The organism is Sphingomonas sp. 7/4-4 (assembly GCF_027941955.1).
Lineage (GTDB): Bacteria > Pseudomonadota > Alphaproteobacteria > Sphingomonadales > Sphingomonadaceae > Sphingomonas.
Genome location: NZ_CP115960.1, coordinates 52,631 through 67,996, shown reverse-complemented (window position 1 = coordinate 67,996; position 15,366 = coordinate 52,631). Strand labels below are relative to the sequence as shown.

15 protein-coding genes, 1 tRNA gene and 3 pseudogenes are annotated in these 15,366 nt (G+C 65.3%); 12 read left to right on the top strand and 7 right to left on the bottom strand.

Going from position 1 to position 15,366, the window contains the following annotated elements:
• Positions 1-16 precede the first annotated feature (16 nt).
• The 3 genes and pseudogenes from PIB19_RS00340 (at position 17) to aat (ending at position 1,983) form a co-directional block, all read left to right on the top strand.
• Positions 17-403, top strand: a complete 387-nt coding sequence (locus tag PIB19_RS00340) for a hypothetical protein (RefSeq protein WP_271239202.1) — start codon at positions 17-19, stop codon at positions 401-403.
• Between the two features lie 93 nt (positions 404-496).
• Positions 497-1,222, top strand: a complete 726-nt coding sequence (locus PIB19_RS00335) for a ParA family protein (RefSeq protein ID WP_271239201.1) — start codon at positions 497-499, stop codon at positions 1,220-1,222.
• Between the two features lie 7 nt (positions 1,223-1,229).
• A pseudogene (aat, locus tag PIB19_RS22695) lies at positions 1,230-1,983 on the top strand (leucyl/phenylalanyl-tRNA--protein transferase).
• Positions 1,984-2,018: 35 nt separating this feature from the next.
• Here the strand turns inward: aat and PIB19_RS22690 are convergent.
• From PIB19_RS22690 to PIB19_RS00305, 4 genes and pseudogenes are all read right to left on the bottom strand, one after another.
• Positions 2,019-2,252 (bottom strand): annotated as a pseudogene (locus PIB19_RS22690) (DUF2155 domain-containing protein); the annotation flags it as partial.
• A gap of 191 nt (positions 2,253-2,443) precedes the next feature.
• Positions 2,444-2,836, bottom strand: coding sequence for an NADH:ubiquinone oxidoreductase subunit NDUFA12 (locus PIB19_RS00315; protein WP_271239199.1), 393 nt, complete (start codon positions 2,834-2,836; stop codon positions 2,444-2,446).
• 53 nt (positions 2,837-2,889) lie between these two features.
• Positions 2,890-3,375, bottom strand: coding sequence for a DUF192 domain-containing protein (locus PIB19_RS00310; RefSeq protein WP_443018667.1), 486 nt, complete (start codon positions 3,373-3,375; stop codon positions 2,890-2,892).
• A gap of 23 nt (positions 3,376-3,398) precedes the next feature.
• Entirely contained in the window at positions 3,399-3,902 is a 504-nt protein-coding gene (locus PIB19_RS00305) for a cold-shock protein (RefSeq protein ID WP_271241067.1), read from the bottom strand.
• Here PIB19_RS00305 and PIB19_RS00300 point away from each other — a divergent pair.
• Entirely contained in the window at positions 3,798-4,070 is a 273-nt protein-coding gene (locus PIB19_RS00300; protein ID WP_271241074.1) for a hypothetical protein, read from the top strand. The two genes, PIB19_RS00305 and PIB19_RS00300, sit on opposite strands and share 105 nt — an antisense overlap.
• Here the strand turns inward: PIB19_RS00300 and PIB19_RS00295 are convergent.
• Positions 4,063-4,614 (bottom strand): regulatory protein RecX, encoded by a 552-nt coding sequence (locus PIB19_RS00295; protein ID WP_443018666.1) that lies wholly within the window; start codon positions 4,612-4,614, stop codon positions 4,063-4,065. The two genes, PIB19_RS00300 and PIB19_RS00295, sit on opposite strands and share 8 nt — an antisense overlap.
• Before the next feature lie 123 nt (positions 4,615-4,737).
• On the opposite strand from PIB19_RS00295, the pseudogene PIB19_RS00290 reads away from it, so the two are divergent.
• The 4 genes and pseudogenes from PIB19_RS00290 (at position 4,738) to PIB19_RS00275 (ending at position 10,952) form a co-directional block, all read left to right on the top strand.
• Positions 4,738-6,505, top strand: a pseudogene (locus tag PIB19_RS00290) (fatty acyl-AMP ligase).
• A gap of 144 nt (positions 6,506-6,649) precedes the next feature.
• Entirely contained in the window at positions 6,650-9,007 is a 2,358-nt protein-coding gene (locus PIB19_RS00285) for a putative bifunctional diguanylate cyclase/phosphodiesterase (RefSeq protein ID WP_271239197.1), read from the top strand.
• Positions 9,008-9,054: 47 nt separating this feature from the next.
• Positions 9,055-9,131, top strand: a tRNA-Trp gene (locus tag PIB19_RS00280).
• A 561-nt stretch (positions 9,132-9,692) separates the two neighbouring features.
• Positions 9,693-10,952 carry a PQQ-dependent sugar dehydrogenase gene (locus PIB19_RS00275; protein ID WP_271239196.1) on the top strand — a complete coding sequence of 420 codons (1,260 nt, stop codon included), beginning with the start codon at positions 9,693-9,695 and terminating at the stop codon, positions 10,950-10,952.
• Between the two features lie 86 nt (positions 10,953-11,038).
• On the opposite strand, the gene PIB19_RS00270 is transcribed toward PIB19_RS00275, so the two are convergent.
• Complete coding sequence (locus PIB19_RS00270) at positions 11,039-12,109, bottom strand: aldo/keto reductase (RefSeq protein ID WP_271239195.1); 1,071 nt, start codon at positions 12,107-12,109, stop codon at positions 11,039-11,041.
• A gap of 117 nt (positions 12,110-12,226) precedes the next feature.
• Between PIB19_RS00270 and PIB19_RS00265 the strand changes: the two genes are divergently transcribed.
• Positions 12,227-12,595, top strand: a complete 369-nt coding sequence (locus PIB19_RS00265) for a LysR family transcriptional regulator (RefSeq protein ID WP_271239194.1) — start codon at positions 12,227-12,229, stop codon at positions 12,593-12,595.
• Between the two features lie 26 nt (positions 12,596-12,621).
• Complete coding sequence (locus PIB19_RS00260) at positions 12,622-13,122, top strand: LysR substrate-binding domain-containing protein (protein ID WP_271239193.1); 501 nt, start codon at positions 12,622-12,624, stop codon at positions 13,120-13,122.
• A 27-nt stretch (positions 13,123-13,149) separates the two neighbouring features.
• Here PIB19_RS00260 and PIB19_RS00255 read toward each other — a convergent pair whose 3' ends face one another.
• Positions 13,150-13,626, bottom strand: a complete 477-nt coding sequence (locus PIB19_RS00255) for a MarR family winged helix-turn-helix transcriptional regulator (protein ID WP_271239192.1) — start codon at positions 13,624-13,626, stop codon at positions 13,150-13,152.
• Between the two features lie 192 nt (positions 13,627-13,818).
• Between PIB19_RS00255 and PIB19_RS00250 the strand changes: the two genes are divergently transcribed.
• Together PIB19_RS00250 and PIB19_RS00245 are read left to right on the top strand one after the other, a co-directional pair.
• Positions 13,819-14,253 (top strand): DoxX family protein, encoded by a 435-nt coding sequence (locus PIB19_RS00250; protein WP_271239191.1) that lies wholly within the window; start codon positions 13,819-13,821, stop codon positions 14,251-14,253.
• A gap of 27 nt (positions 14,254-14,280) precedes the next feature.
• A complete protein-coding gene (locus PIB19_RS00245; protein WP_271239190.1) occupies positions 14,281-15,315 on the top strand; it encodes a hypothetical protein in 1,035 nt (344 codons plus the stop codon).
• The last annotated feature ends 51 nt before the right edge of the window (positions 15,316-15,366 follow it).

The following is a 15,366-nucleotide window of genomic DNA, read 5'->3' as shown; positions in this document are numbered from 1 at the left end:
GAAAGCATTCCTCGCTATGAAGAACCCCTCCCTTATCGCCGCCGCCGCCGTTGCGCTCTTGTCTCTTGCCGCATGCGGCAGCCAGACTCCTGAAGAAGTCACCAGCACCGCGCCCGATCCCATGGCGTCGCAGCTCGCCAATGCCGCACCGATCGAGCTTCCGCCCGCGATCGCCGAAAGCGTTACGCTGCGCTGCGGCGACAACAGCCTCGTCTATGTCGATTTCTTCCAGGGCAACAAGCAGGTCCAGCTGAAGACCGAGAAGGGCGGCCCTGCCACCATGCTCAAGGCTCCCGAAGCCGGCCAGCCGTTCGAGGCCGCCGGCGGCTTCAAGCTCACCGGCACGTCGAAGAACGTCAGCGTCACGGTTCCCGGCAAGGCCGCCAAGACCTGCCACGCCTGAAACGCGACCGATTAGTCATTTCCCAGGGCCGGCGGGGCTTCCCCGCCGGCCCTTTTTCATGCCAGCCTGAACTCGGCAACGGGAGGGACTCGTTTGGCTACGATCGCAGTGTACAGCCTGAAGGGCGGCGTCGGCAAAACCACGCTGGCGGTCAACCTCGCCTGGGCCGCCGCGCGTTCGGCACGCCGGACCTTGCTGTGGGACCTGGATCCCCAGGCCGCCTCGACCTTCCTGCTCGAGGGCCATGCCAGCGGCCGCAACGAAGCGCAGGCGATCTTCACGCGCGATGTCGGCCCCGCCAAGCTCGCGCGCAATACCGGGATCGACCGGCTCGATCTGATCGCGGCCGACACCTCGCTGCGCTCGCTCGACCGGACCTTCCACGAGCTCGACAAGAAGAAGCGACTCGCCAAGCTGCTCGGCGCGCTGGCCGAATCCTATGATCGCGTGCTGCTCGATTGCCCGCCGGGGCTCACCGAAACCAGCGAACAGGTAATGCGCGCCGCCGATCTGATCATCGTCCCCGTCATCCCCTCCCCGCTTTCGATGCGCGCGCTCGCCGAGATCGAGAGCCATTTCGGGCGCCACGGCAAGGTGCCGCTGATGCCGGTCCATTCGATGGTCGATCGCCGCCGCAAGCTGCACGGCGAGGCGCTTGCCGCGCATCCGGACTGGCCGGTGATCCCGATGGCGAGCGTGGTCGAGACGATGACCGTGCGCCGTAGGCCGCTCGGCAGCTTCGCGCCGCGAAGCCCGGCCGCACAGGCATTCGCGGCGCTCTGGCAGGCGATCGAACGCCGACTGGCCTCAGGGCGTTGAGGCCGCGATGACCCGCGCGCTACCACCCCAACTCGACCTCGATCCCGATCTCGTGCTGCGCGCTTATGCGATGGGCGTCTTCCCGATGGCCGACCATCGCATGGCCTCGAGCGTCTATTGGGTCGAGCCGAAGCTGCGCGGGGTCCTCCCGCTCGACGGCTTCCACCTCTCGCGCTCGCTCCGCAAGACGATCCTCGCCGATCGCTTCCGCGTCACGCTCGATCAGGATTTCGAAGGCATCATCCGGCTCTGCGCCGAATCCGCGACCGATCGGCCCGATACCTGGATCAACAGCCCGATCGAACGCGTCTTCCTCGAACTCCACCGCCGCGGCTTCGCGCATTCGATCGAGTGCTGGGACGGCGAGCAGCTCGCCGGCGGACTCTACGGCCTCGCGCTCGGCAAGGCATTCTTCGGCGAGATCGATGGTCACTCGGGTGCGCGATGCCTCCAAGGTCGCGTTCGCGCATCTGGTGGCGCGGCTGAAAGCAGGCGGCTTCACCTTGCTCGACTGCCAGTTCCAGACCGACCATCTCGCCACGCTCGGCACCGTCGAAGTGCCGCGCGACGATTATGTCGCGTTGCTGGGTGCGGCGCTCGGCGATACGACGGCGGGGCTCTCGGTCGGCGCGCCTTCGGTCGACGGCGATTTCTCCGCGCTGGACCGGTTGCCGGAGCCGCCGTCACCCGAAGGCGCGGGCACCGTATCCGGACCGCTGTCGCGGAAGGTCATCGCGCAGCTCTTGGGCCACACGTCGTAGATCGGGTGCTGGACGACGTTGAGTGCCGGCCGTTCCTTGTAGAGCCAGCCCGAGAAGACCCGACGCCAGCTCTTGTCGAGCTGCTGCACGTCGACCTGCACGAAGGCCCCGGTGAGCTGATCGGCCTCCCAGGGCGCGGTCTTGTCGCAGGCGCGCAGCCGGACGATGACGTCGCCGATCCGCGCCGCCTGTCCCGGCTTGAGCTTGAATTCGCGCGCGACTCCATTGCGCTTGTTGAGCAGGCCGAGCACTGCCTCGCGCTGGTTCATCGGCGTGGCCGCGGCGTTCAGCACGCTGGTATCGGGCCCGACCGCCACGACTTCTGTGCCGCCCGCGGCGTTGCCCGGTCCGGTGGTGATGATCAGGTCATCGACGCTGTTGTTGCCCGCCTGCTCGCCGCCCTTGCACGCGCCAAGTCCGAGCAGCAGCATCGCTGCCGCCGCAGTTGCGGCGCCATGCCTCATGCGTCGGGAGTCCAGGCCTCGTAATCGCCGGTGGAGCGCGCCCGCTGGCCACCCGCCTCGAGCGCGCCGGGCGGCCGATAGGCCAGCCGGGTGCCGGTCTGGTTGGGCTCGGCCGCCTTTTCCCACACGCGCGGCGCCGGCAGCGCCTGATCGGGCGCGGCATCGATCTGATGGTGGAGCCAGCTGAACCATTCGGGCGGCACACGGCTTGCGTCGTTCGGGCCGCTATAGATCACCCAGCGGCGCGTAATCCCGTTCGGATCCTTGCCGCCTGCCCAATAGACGTTCCCCAGCGAATCCTCGCCCACCTTCGTCTTGCCGCGAAGGCCGAACCATGTGCCGAGGGTGGCGCCGTTCCACCAGGTGAAGGGATTCCGATTCAGGCTCATGCGCGCCGATTAGCTCCGGCAAAGGACAGAGGCAATCGAATCCGCAGCGCAGCTCACCGCTCGCGGCCGGTCCAGGTCACCTTGTCGCCCACGGCGATCCCGAGTTCGGCCGATTTGCCGCCGTTGATTTCGAGGACCGCGCTCACCGGCTCGCCCGATTTCAGCGGCTGCTCCGAATAGGGAACGGCATTCTCGGCAATCGCCGCGATCGTGCCGTCGGGACGGATGAAGAGGATGTCGAGCGCGCTCGGCGTGTTCTTCATCCAGAAGCTCGCTTCGCGCGGGCCGCCGCCCTCCGCGGGATAGGGCGCGAAGAGCATGCCGCCGTCCGCGGGCAGATTGGTGCGGAACATCAGCCCCCGCTCCTGCTCGGCGGCGGTGCGGGCGACCTCGACATTGAACTGCCGGGCCCCCGCTTTGGCGCGAACCGTCACCTGGACCTTGGCAGCGGCATCCTGCTGCGAATCGACGTTCGCGCCCGCATCGACCATGCATGCCGTGGATACGAGCAACGCCGCGGCGGCGAACGCCACCCTCATTCCACGCCTGCAGAATCATGGTCTCAGCCGGTCCTTTCGACCGCCACAGCCAGCGGCCCCTTGTCACCCTCGACGATGCGTGCGCTGAGCGGTTGGCCGGGTTCGACTTCCTCGATTTCGGCGCGGCGCAGCGTCTCCATATGGACGAATATATCGGCCGAGTCCGTATCGCGCACCAGAAATCCATAGCCCTTGAGGCGATTGAACCATTTGACGGTCACTGCCTCGAACGGCCCGGCATCGTCGATCAGCTTGACCCGATCGGTGCGTTCGCATTGCCGCTTGGGCGGCTCGACCGCTTCGCTCAGGTCGATCGAGCGTATTTCCTTCGCCTGGAGCCCGCGCTGGCGCTGCACGGCGACGCATTCGACTCGCGCGCCTTCGGGCAAGCTCCGCCGGCCGTGCTCCTGCAGCACGGTGAAATGAATCAGAATGTCGCCCACCGCGGCATCATCGGCAACGAGAAACCCAAACCCCCGGGTTACGTCGAACCATTTGACTACACCGCAATAAACTTCACCTTCCAACGCCGTTTCCGCCCCGAAACCCTCTTCCTCCGGCGGCGCGACATTTTCGTCGCGAGGCGCAAGCTGTTGTTCAGCACGCATTATCTTGGCCCCCAAGCGAGCGGTTTTAACACAGCCTTTTCCAAATGTGGAATTGCTTTGTTAGATTCGCCCTTCAGGTTTAATTAGAATGGTCCCGGGAAGGGACGATCAGCGCCTCCGCATCCTCGCCCGGCGCCATCCGGACGAGTTTTCGCGAGAGGTCCAGCGCGTGGCCCGCGCGCAGCATCGCGGCCAGATGCTTCTCCTGCTGGGGCCGGTCCGCGACCTCGCGCGCGAAAGGCCCGATCCGCTTGCGCCGGGCAAAGGCGATCGCGCTGGACGGCGCGTCGGCCTCCATCGCGGGCGCTACTGCTTCGGCATCCTCGTCTTCGATCCCCGCATGACGCAGTGCCTGGCGCACGCGCCGGGCACCCAAACCCCGCCGACCCATCGCGCTTGCCTTGGATTCAGCGAAGAGCCGATCGTCGACATAACCGAGATCGGCCATGCGCTGTGCCAGTGCCGGCAGGTCCGGAGCTGCCCCGTCGCCCCAGCCGCGCTCACGAATCTTTCGCCTCAGATAGTCCGCCAGCCGGCCCCGCGTGGTGGCATAACGCTCGACATAACGCAGCGCGAAACGCTCCAGGTCGGCGGCGTTCAAGGGAGTAAGCGGGCGCCTCGGGCGGGTCATGCGCCATGATTGTGCCACAGTAGCAACCGATTTTGAACGTCAGTGCGTAGCAGAGCCATTCGCATTTAGTATGCGTTGTGGGGCACAGCGGCTCTGTCAGCTCACAGGGGCACGAGACAAAGAATGGTATTGGACGAAACGGGATCGCACCAGGGTATCAAGGAGACGGAAATCGTCCCTACCCCGACCGATGACAGCCTCCCCCGCCGCCTCGCGGACTTCGCCACGCTCGGCGAAGCACTCGATTATGCGGCGGAGGGCGTTCGCGGTCTGAACTTTCACGATGCCCGCGGCAATCTGACGCGGCCCTATCCCTTCGCGGAGTTGCGCCGCGATGCGCTGGCCCAGGCATATCGCCTGATCGCCGCGGGCGTGAAGCCCGAGGACCGGATCGCGCTGATCGCCGAGACCGGCGCCGAATTCGCCTCGCTGTTCTTCGGCGTGATCTATGCCGGCGCCTGGCCGGTGCCGCTGCCGCTGCCGACCAGCTTCGGCGGCGCGCAGAGCTATATCGATCAGCTCCGCGTCCAGCTCGACAGCTGCGATCCGTCGATGCTGATCTTCCCGCCCGAGATCGGCGCGATGTGCGCCGAGGCGGCGCGGATCACCGGCGTCGAGGGCGTGGACTGGTCCGAGTTCGGAGAACGCGACGCAGCCGAGGTGCCGCTTCCGCAAGCGGGCACCAACGACATCGCCTATCTGCAGTATTCGAGCGGATCGACGCGGTTCCCGCACGGCGTCGCCATCACGCACCATGCATTGCTCAACAATCTCTCAGCGCACAGCCACGGCATGCAGCTGCAGCAGAGCGATCGCTGCGTCTCCTGGCTGCCCTGGTACCACGACATGGGGCTGGTCGGCTGCTTCCTGTCGGTCGTCGCCAACCAGGTCTCGACCGATTACCTGAAGACCGAGGATTTTGCGCGGCGACCGCTGGCCTGGCTCGATCTGATCAGCCGCAACCAGGGCACCACTCTCTTACTCGCCGACCTTCGGCTACGATATCTGCGCGCGCCGCATGTCGTCGCAGACCAAGGCAAGCGACCGCTTCGACCTGTCGCGCTGGCGTGTGGCGGGGAACGGCGCCGACATGATCCGCCCCGATGTGATGCAGTCGTTCGTCGATGCCTTCGCCGATGCCGGATTCAAGGCCTCGGCGTTCCTGCCCAGCTACGGCCTTGCCGAGGCGACGCTGGCGGTGTCGATCATGCCCCCGGGCGAGGGCATCGTCGTCGAGCTCGTCGAGGAAACCCAGCTTTCCGGCGGCGACGTGGCGCGCGAGAATCGCCCGCAACGTTTTCGCGCGATCGTCAATTGCGGCAAGCCGGTGAAGGACATGGAAGTCCAGATCCGCGAGGAAGACGGCACGCCGCTTCCCGAAAAGGCGATCGGCAAGGTCTGGTGCCGCGGTCCCTCGGTGATGGTCGGTTATTTCCGCGATCCCGAATCGACCGCCGCGTGCATGGCCGATGGCTGGCTCGATACAGGTGATATGGGCTATATCTCAGAGGGTTACGTCTATATCGTCGGTCGGGCGAAGGACATGATCATCGTCAACGGCCGCAACCACTGGCCGCAGGATATCGAATGGGCGGTCGAGCAGCTCCCCGGCTTCAAGCAGGGCGACATCGCCGCCTTCGCGATCACCACGCCGGGCGGTGAGGAAACTCCCGCAGTGCTGGTCCAATGCCGCACGTCGGACGAGAAGGAGCGTATCCGCCTGCGCGACGAGATCCGCGAACGGGTCCGCTCGGTCACCGGCATGAACTGCGTGATCGAACTGGTGCCGCCGCGTACACTGCCGCGCACCAGCTCGGGCAAGCTCAGCCGCGCCAAGGCGCGCAACCTCTATCTCAACGGCGAGATCAAGCCCTACGACCTCGCAGCCTGACGTTCGCTCGGAGGGGCGGGCTGGCAAAATCGCCCGTCCCCAGCGCCCGGCCCGGAGGAAAGCCGTCTCGGGCGCGCGGAAATTTCGTCCGTTTCGCCCGCAAATCTAACCTCTCGCTAACCCTCTCTCGGCTATCCGCGTCGGGTGACCAGCCAGACCATTTCCCAATTTGCCCGGCCGCGTATCGATGCGCGTGCGCTTCTTGGTCTCTACGATCCTGCCGACGCCATCGATTGGGGCCCGATTCGCGCCGCGCAACTCCACGCCGGCAGCCAGCTGGCCCTGTTCATGCTCGCCGCGAATCTGGTCGGCGCGTCGCTCGTCACGATGCTGCTCGCGCCGCGTGTGCCGCTTTGGCAGCTGGCGAGCTGGGGCGCACTGGTCGCCGCGGTCGGCTGCGCCATCGCCTTTCGCCGCCTTTCGAAGCGTCATCGCGCCGCGGTTACTGCCCCGCTCAAGGATGTCCGCGATACCTTGCTCGACGGCATTGCGCTGGGCGCGGCCTGGTCGATCCCGCCGCTGGCGTTCGGTCATGCCGCCGATGCCGATTCCGCGCTCGGCCTGTGGATCATCATTTCGCTGCTGATGACCGCTTCCGCGGTCGCGATGGCAGCACTGCCGCTCGCGACGATCGCGTTCGTCGCCATTGTCGGCGCCTCGATCGTCACGATGCTCGCATTGGTCGCCGCACCGGTGCTCGCCGCCGCCGCTGCATTGTTCACCGTGCTGCTGATGATCGCCACTTTCGGCCGGGGCAAGGCGCTGGTGGTGATCCGCGCCAGCGAACTCGCGCTCGCCGAACGCGATGAAACGGTCAGCCTGTTGCTGCGCGAGTTCGAGGAATCGGGCTCGGACTGGCTGTGGGAGATCGACGCGCAGCGCCGCGTCGCGCGCGCCAATCCGCGCTTCGCCGTCTCGTTTGGCGCCGATCCCAAGACGATCAACGGCACGCCGTTCCTGCAGCTGCTCGCCGGCCCCACCTGGGAAGCAGGCAATTTCGCGCCCGCGCTGCGCGACCTCGCCGAGAAGCTCAAGGGGCGCGAGCCGTTCCGCGACCTGCTGCTCCCGGTCTATGTCAACCAGGAAGAGCGCTGGTGGGAGATGTCGGCGAGCCCGCGCTATGACGAGCGCGGCGCGTTCATCGGCTTTCGCGGCGTCGGCTCGGACGTCACCGAAGCGCGCAAGTCGGCCGACAAGATCAACCACATGGCGCGTTACGACACTTTGACCGCGCTGCCCAACCGGCTGCTGATCAACGAGACGCTCGCCCGCGCCATGGCCGACGCCGACAAATGGGGCTCGCGCTGCGCCTTCATGATGATCGACCTCGATCGCTTCAAGGCAGTCAACGATACGCTCGGCCATCCGGTCGGCGATCGCCTGTTGGGCCGCGTCTCCGAACGGCTCAAGCTGCTGATGACCGAGAACGAGATGATCGGCCGGCTCGGCGGCGATGAGTTCGCAGTGGTGATCCGCGACGCGACCGATACCCATCGCATCGAACAGCTTGCCCGAACGATAATCGATTCGCTCTCCCGCCCTTATGAGGTGGACCAGCACACGCTCTATATCGGCGCCTCGGTCGGTCTCGCTGTCGGCCCGCGCGACGGGCGCACCGCGGAGATGCTGATCCGCTCGGCCGACCTCGCACTCTATCGCTCCAAGGATGCCGGTGGCGGCGCTTTCCATGCTTATGAGCCTCAGCTCCACATGGCGGCCGAAGAACGCCGCGTGCTCGAGATCGCGCTGCGCAGCGCCATCGAGCAGGGCCAGATGCACCTCAATTATCAGCCGGTGGTCGATGCCGCGACCGGCCAGCTCGACGGCTTCGAGGCATTGCTGCGCTGGACGCATCCCGAATTCGGCAATGTCTCGCCGGACAAGTTCGTATCGCTCGCCGAGGAAGCGCGCCTGATCGCGCCGATCGGCGAATGGGTGTTGCGCACCGCGTGCGACGAAGCGGCGCGCTGGGACATTCCCGCCCGCATCGCAGTCAATGTCAGCCCCGATCAGCTCCATAACCCGGCCTTTATCGGCATCGTCGCGCAAGCGCTCGCCCAATCCGGCCTGCCGCCCGAACGGCTCGAACTCGAGGTAACCGAGAGCGTGTTCATGCGCGAAGGCACAGTGGCGATCGAAGTGCTCGAAAAGATCCTCGATCTGGGCGTGCGCCTGAGCCTCGACGATTTCGGGACCGGCTATTCGTCGCTCGGATATCTCGCACATACCCGGTTCAGCTCGATCAAGATCGATCGCAGCTTCGTGCAGGGCGCGTCCAAGGGCACCAAGGAGGCGATCGCGATCATCCGCGCCGTGGTCGCGCTCGCCGACAGCCTCGGCATGGCGACCACCGCCGAGGGCGTCGAGACCGAGGAAGAGCACCAGATGGTCCAGCAACTGGGCTGCACCAAGGTCCAGGGCTATTATTTCGGGCGTCCCTTGCCGGTATTGGAAGCACGCGCGCTGGCGATGCGCCCGCTTGGCGACAGCGCTGCGGCATGACAAGTCTTGCTAGCGCCGCGTCGGCTCGCTAAGGGCTGCGGCCGCACAGGGGCGTAGCTCAGCTGGTTAGAGCGTCGGTCTCCAAAACCGAAGGCCCTCGGTTCGAATCCGAGCGCCCCTGCCACTCTCGCTTCCGTCGATTTTGCGGCTTTTCCGGCGTCCGCACCGACTGCAGCGGGATATTTTCCACAAGAATATCAAATAGTTTAGATACGTCGCCGAAGGGCTTCGGTCTCGAAACAAGCATTCGAGCGCCGCGACACCTTCCGCTCCTGTTCTCGAAACTCAGCCGCTAGTGCGTCGCGGCGGCGCTTGAGTCCTGGCCGATTGCTTCTGACACATTAGATGGCGAAACTGCACAAAAGGGGCTCTCCGCTTCCTCGGGAATCGAGCATATCATCAGATCTGTTGCTCGCGCTTCCCGTGCCCGGCCTCGGTGGGCGGCGGCTGCGCCAACGTCGATGGCCAGCCTCTGCCCTTCGTGCCGCGCGACAACAGCCGCTATTTCGGCGTGAACGCCAATCTGAACTTCTGAGTAAAAGGGGAGCGGGCGGGCTTCGGCCCGTCCGCGACATCCGCCCCAACCGGCTTGTTCCTTCCTCGCCACTTTGACCATGGATAACAAACGTGGGTAGGTCGGATTTTTGATCCGGCAGCCGCCGCCCCTACTACCGAAGGATCACCGATGCTGCGTCCCCTGACCGGTTTTATCCTGCTCACCCTGGCGGCGTGTGGCTCGTCCGCCAAAGACCCTGCGCCCAAACCGGAAAAGGCCGCACCCCCGGTCAATTATGGCGCGACGAAGCCAAGTGCGAACAAGCCATTCAAAACCACACCCGTTGCGACGTTCGACACGCCATGGGCGCTTGCCTTCCTGCCTGACCGGACGATGCTAGTAACGGAAAAGACCGGCCATCTCTGGCTCGTCGCCCCGACCGGCGCCAAGTCCGAGGTCAGCGGGGTGCCGGCGGTGCACTATGAAGGCCAGGGCGGGCTGCTCTTCGTCGCCACGTCGCCGGGGTTCGAGCAGGATCGGCAAGTCTACCTCACGTATTCCGAGCCGGGAGAGGGCGGCGACGGCCTGGCGCTGGCAAAGGCGACGCTGGGCACCGCGGCGGGCAGGCCGGTGCTGCAAGGCCTGCAGGTGATCTGGCGCCAGCTGCCGCGCGGCGCGGGCGGCCAGTTCGGCGGCTACATCGCCTTCTCGCCTGACGGCAAATATCTGTTCCTGACCTCGGGCGAGCGGCAGCGCTTCGATCCGGCACAGGACCCCGACCAGGCGCTCGGCAAGATCCTGCGCCTCACGCTGGACGGCAAGCCTGCTCCGGGCAATCCCGGCGCGGGCAAGACCGGCGCGACCACGCTCAGCGTGATCGATCCGCCCGAGAATAGCGGCGCCGCGGCAAAGGCCAAGGCGCGCAGGGTGGAGATCCCTGGTCCGAACCTGACGCAAGCCGAGACATGGTCGACTGGTCATCGCAATCCCTATGGCCTCGCGTTCGATGCCGAGGGCCGGCTGTGGGAAACCGAGATGGGTCCACAAGGCGGCGACGAGCTCAATTTGATCGAGCCGGGCAGCAATTACGGCTGGCCGCTGGTGTCCTACGGCAAGAATTACGACGGCACGCCGATCGCCAGGCACCCGACCCGTCCCGACTTTCACGAACCCGCGCTCTACTGGGATCCGATCGTCGCGCCCGCCGGTCTCGCTTTCTACTATGGCAACATGTTCCCGCAGTGGCGAGGCTCGGCGTTCGTCGGGGGCCTGGCCTCGACGGCGTTGATCCGCCTTTCTTTCACGGGAACGACCGCCCGCGAAGCCGAGCGCTGGGACATGGGCGCGCGCATTCGCGCCGTCATGGTCGCTCCGGACGGCGCGCTATGGCTTCTGGAAGATGCCAGCAATGGGCGGTTGTTGCGGCTCGATACCGGACGCGCTGGCTAAAGCGAAGACTGAGTGCCCGAGCGGCAACGTCCTAACGGCGGACACGTCAGCAGGGCCCCCATCGGCGCCCTGCTCATGAAGCCGCTTCACCGGCGCTGCCGCACCTGTGCCTCGCCGAAGATCACCTGCTGAACCATCGGCAGGCGCATCATCACGTGGGGAAAGCCCGGGTCGATGGCGCTGACCGCATTCAGCCGTGCGCGCTGATCCTCGCTGAACACAACTTCGAGCGCGCCGAGATTGTCCTCGAGCTGCTGGAGCGTGCGGGCGCCGATGATCGGCGAAGTGACCGCAGGATTGAGCAGGGTCCAGGCGAGGGCCACCTGCGCGGGTGACTTGCCGAGTTCCCCGGCGACCTTTCCGACCTCGTCGGCGATGTCGAGATTGCGCGCGGTGAGCATGTTATGCGCGAGCACCACATTGTGGCGGCTGCCCGTCGGGTTCGCCGACGCCTCGGTCGCCAGGTCCGAGCGTTTGTACTTGCCGGTGAGCACCCCGCCGGCGAGCGGCGACCACGGGATGACGCCGAGCCCCATCTCCTCCGCCATGGGCACGAGATCGCGCTCGACGGTGCGCTCGGCGAGGCTATATTCGACCTGCAAGGCAACCAGCGACGACCAGCCGCGAAGATCCGCGATCGCCTGCATCCGCGAGACCTGCCAGGCGGGCGTGTCCGAGATTCCGAGATAGAGGACCTTGCCCTGGCGGACGAGATCGTCGAGCCCGCGCAGAATCTCCTCGACCGGCGTCGTGAAGTCCCAGACATGCAGGTAAAGCAGATCGATATAATCGGTGCCGAGCTTCTTGAGGCTCTCCTCGACCGAGCGGACCATCGACTTGCGGTGGTTGCCTCCGGCGTTGGGATCTCCCGCCCGGCGGTTCATGGTATATTTGGTGGCAATGACGAGCTGCTCGCGCTTGTCGGCCATGAACTTGCCGAGCAACCGTTCCGAGGAGCCGGCGGTATACATGCTCGCGGTGTCGAGGAAATTGCCTCCGCGATCGACATAGGTGTCGAACAGGCGGCGCGCTTCCTCTTCGTCGGCACCCCAGCCCCAGTCGGAACCGAACGTCATCGTGCCCAGCGAAAGCGGCGAGACGCGCAGGCCCGAACGGCCGAGCAAGCGATAGGATTGGAGGTTCAGCGGAACAGTCATCGGTTGATTCTCCCAGACGGCGGGCAAGATGCCCCGGTGTGAGAGGCGATATGATCCCTGTCTGGCGCTTAGATAATCCGCTATAATGTGCGTTTGTTATTAAGGTGGAGGTGGATAATGCGCGGCACGGACTTTGCGAGCCTCAACGCCTTTGCCGCCGTGGTGGAGCATGGCAGCTTCGTCCGCGCGGCCGCGCATCTCGGCATTACGCCCTCGGCGCTGAGCCAGACGATCCGCCAGCTCGAGGAACGGCTCGACGTCCGCCTGCTCAACCGCACGACGCGAAGTGTGGCCCCGACGACGGCGGGCAAACGCCTCCATGACAGGCTTCGTCCCGCCGTGGACGAGCTCGACGCAGCCGTCGCGGAGGCGGTTTCGACGCGCGAACGCCCGGCCGGAATGTTGCGGATCAACGCGCCGAGAATGGCGGTGGTCGGGCTGATTGCGCCCCGCCTCGGCCGCTTCCATCGCGACAATCCGGGGTGATACTCGACGTCACGGTGGACGACGCATTGACGGACATCGTCGCCGGCCGGTTCGACGCCGGACTCCGGCTTGGCGAGTTGTTGGAAAAGGACATGGTGGCAGTGCGCCTGACAGGTGAAATGGAGATGATGGCTGTCGCGTCGCCGGAATATCTCGCGCAGCATGGCACGCCCGAGACGCCTGGTGATCTCCACCACCATGCCTGCCTCAACTGGCGCTGGCCGACCGACGGCAGCCTCTATCGATGGGAGTTCGAAGAGGACGGGAGAGAATTCGAGATTTCGGTGAACGGACCTCTGATCGCGAACGATATCGAGGTGGTTTTGCAGGCCGCGCTCCAGGGAATCGGCATCGCTTATACCTCCCACGAACGAATTGACGGCTGGCTGAAGGACGGCAGGCTGGTCCGCGTGCTCGAGCGCTATTCGCCTAAATTCCCCGGCGTGTATTTATACCATCCCAGCCGGCGACAGCAGCCGCCGGCGCTGCGCGCATTCATCGACTGCCTGTTGGACCGTCACGTTTGAGGGCAACAGGTTCGGACCTGACCATCGCTAAGCGAGAGCGTCAGCCAAATCGTCCCTCAGCCTTTGCGCGTTTCGTCCGAGGAAGTCTGCGATGACCTCCAGCTGTTGGGCATCATAGCGTCTGCATAGCTCGGCCAGCGAAGGGTTCGGCACGCCGAAGCCGCGACGGGCGTCGATCACGGAAGCTTCGATCAAGGTCGCGACGACCCGCCGTCGATCCGTGGGGTGAGGCCCTCTGCTGACATAGCCTTTGGCGACGAGGCGATCGATCAGATCGGTCACCGAAGCAGCCGTGAGGCCGGTCTCTCTGGCGATCTCCCCCGCGCTGAGAGGGCCCAGGCGCTTGAGGAGAAACAGCGTCTTATAGGCGGTGGGGTCGAGACCCATGCTCTGGGCCACCCAGGAATGGAACAGCACGACGGCCTCACTGTGCGCATTCAAGGATGAAACCAGGTCGGCCGGAACCTCGCCAGGAAGCGTCTCCAGTTCGTATCGGTTTGACATCGGCGCCTCATAAATGATACGGTATGCCGTAATATACGATACACCGTTATAAATCCAAGGCCTTTGGCCTCTCTCGTGCTGGCCGTCGTGGTCGAAGGCGAGAGCGGCTGTGTCAATCCCGACGGTCGCCTGACGGTCAGGCGTCCGCAGCCCAGTTTGGGAATGCGTTCAGATCAGTGGAGGATAGTGACAATGAAGGTTCTGGCAGCCTCTTCGGCACATCTTTTGGCGGCGCTCCGGATCGTCGCTGCCCTCCTGTTCATCGAGGCAGGGGTCTTCCATCTCTTTCATTGGCCGGCGTCGCCCATGCCTGCGCCACCGCCTCAGATGGCGACTCTGTTGTTCGTGGCGGGCCTTCTCGAGTTCGTCGGAGGCATGCTCCTCATCATAGGACTCTTCACCCGTCCGACCGCCTTCATTCTGTCGGGGATGATGGCGATCGCCTATTGGGGTTTCCACACCCCGATGGGGCTGTGGCCGGTCACGAACATGGGCGTGGCGGCAATCCTCTACTGCTTCATCTTCCTGTACCTCGCGGCCTCCGGCCCCGGCGCCTGGGCGGTCGACAATCTGAAGAGGCGCGAACCGGAGGAACACGCTCTTCGGCGCGCCCGCGTCGATCCATGACGTTCGCTCGAGACAGGAAGGCTTCGATTGCTTGATCCCTGCATCCCGGCTGAAAACACGGCAGGCCATTCCGAACGCAAGGTCTCGGAGCGCCTGCTGGCATGGATCCCCGTCGGCACCGCGCTCCTTTATCCCTGGACGCTGCGCCTGTTTCATGACGCGACGATCGCAAAGCCTCAGAGCATTGTCCCGGCTATTTGGTTGATCATCGCGTTCGCGCTCCCGCTCTCGTGTTTGCTCTTCGCCTGGCGTAGCGCGGCCAGAGCCGGCGATGCGTTGCCGACGATTCGGCGCACTGCCTTTGCCGCTCTGGCGGCACCGCCGCTGTTCGTGTTGACCGGCGTACTTTCGAGTCTGCTGCATTCTCCGATCCGCGACATATGGATCTGGTCCATCCTATGGCTCGCAGTCGGTGTCGGCGCCACAATCGCCAGTTCCGGAGCTCGACCCCAGCCGCCGGGCGGCATGACCGGTCGCCTGCGCGTGCTGCACGGCGTCACCGCGTTGGCCATTCTCCTGTTCGTCGCTTTCCATCTGGCCAACCATCTCACTGGGCTGTTTGGACCCATCGTGCATGCCCGCGTGATGGCCATCGGACGAGTGGTTTACCGCTCGCAGCTTGTCGAGCCGGTTCTTGTGGCCATTCTGCTCCTCCAGGTCGCGAGCGGCTTGAGGCTCGCATGGCAATGGAGTGCCCGCCCGCTGGACGCCGCGAAGATGATGCAGGTGGGATCAGGCGCGTATCTCGCGGCATTCATCCTCACCCATCTCAACTCCGCCTTCGTCTCAGCCCGATGGGTTCACGGGACGTCAACAGACTGGGCCTGGGCGACGGGCGCCCCCGATGGCCTGCTGATGGACGCCTGGAACATCAGGCTGCTGCCGCACTATGCGCTCGGCGTCTTCTTCGTCATCGCGCACCTCTTCTGCGGCTTGCGCACGGTCTTGTTGGCGCACGGCGTCCGGCGATCGACCGCGGACCGTGCATGGGCATCCGGCCTCCTGCTTGCGGGCGGCGTGTCGCTTACGATCACGGCGGCCCTGTGCGGACTGCGCATCTGAGTTGCCGGGCTCGAAGGAGGAGCGCCATGTGGCGAGTGCGCTGCCCGGCGG

Excerpts from the sequence above, each read along its gene's own strand:
- PIB19_RS00340 (WP_271239202.1), top strand. The coding sequence starts at position 17 with ATGAAGAACCCCTCCCTTATCGCCGCCGCCGCCGTTGCGCTCTTGTCT.
- PIB19_RS00315 (WP_271239199.1), bottom strand. The coding sequence starts at position 2,836 with ATGAGCCTGAATCGGAATCCCTTCACCTGGTGGAACGGCGCCACCCTC.
- PIB19_RS00310 (WP_443018667.1), bottom strand. The coding sequence starts at position 3,375 with ATGAGGGTGGCGTTCGCCGCCGCGGCGTTGCTCGTATCCACGGCATGC.
- PIB19_RS00300 (WP_271241074.1), top strand. The coding sequence starts at position 3,798 with ATGAATCAGAATGTCGCCCACCGCGGCATCATCGGCAACGAGAAACCC.
- PIB19_RS00295 (WP_443018666.1), bottom strand. The coding sequence starts at position 4,614 with ATGACCCGCCCGAGGCGCCCGCTTACTCCCTTGAACGCCGCCGACCTG.
- PIB19_RS00275 (WP_271239196.1), top strand. The coding sequence starts at position 9,693 with ATGCTGCGTCCCCTGACCGGTTTTATCCTGCTCACCCTGGCGGCGTGT.
- PIB19_RS00270 (WP_271239195.1), bottom strand. The coding sequence starts at position 12,109 with ATGACTGTTCCGCTGAACCTCCAATCCTATCGCTTGCTCGGCCGTTCG.
- PIB19_RS00265 (WP_271239194.1), top strand. The coding sequence starts at position 12,227 with ATGCGCGGCACGGACTTTGCGAGCCTCAACGCCTTTGCCGCCGTGGTG.
- PIB19_RS00255 (WP_271239192.1), bottom strand. The coding sequence starts at position 13,626 with ATGTCAAACCGATACGAACTGGAGACGCTTCCTGGCGAGGTTCCGGCC.
- PIB19_RS00250 (WP_271239191.1), top strand. The coding sequence starts at position 13,819 with ATGAAGGTTCTGGCAGCCTCTTCGGCACATCTTTTGGCGGCGCTCCGG.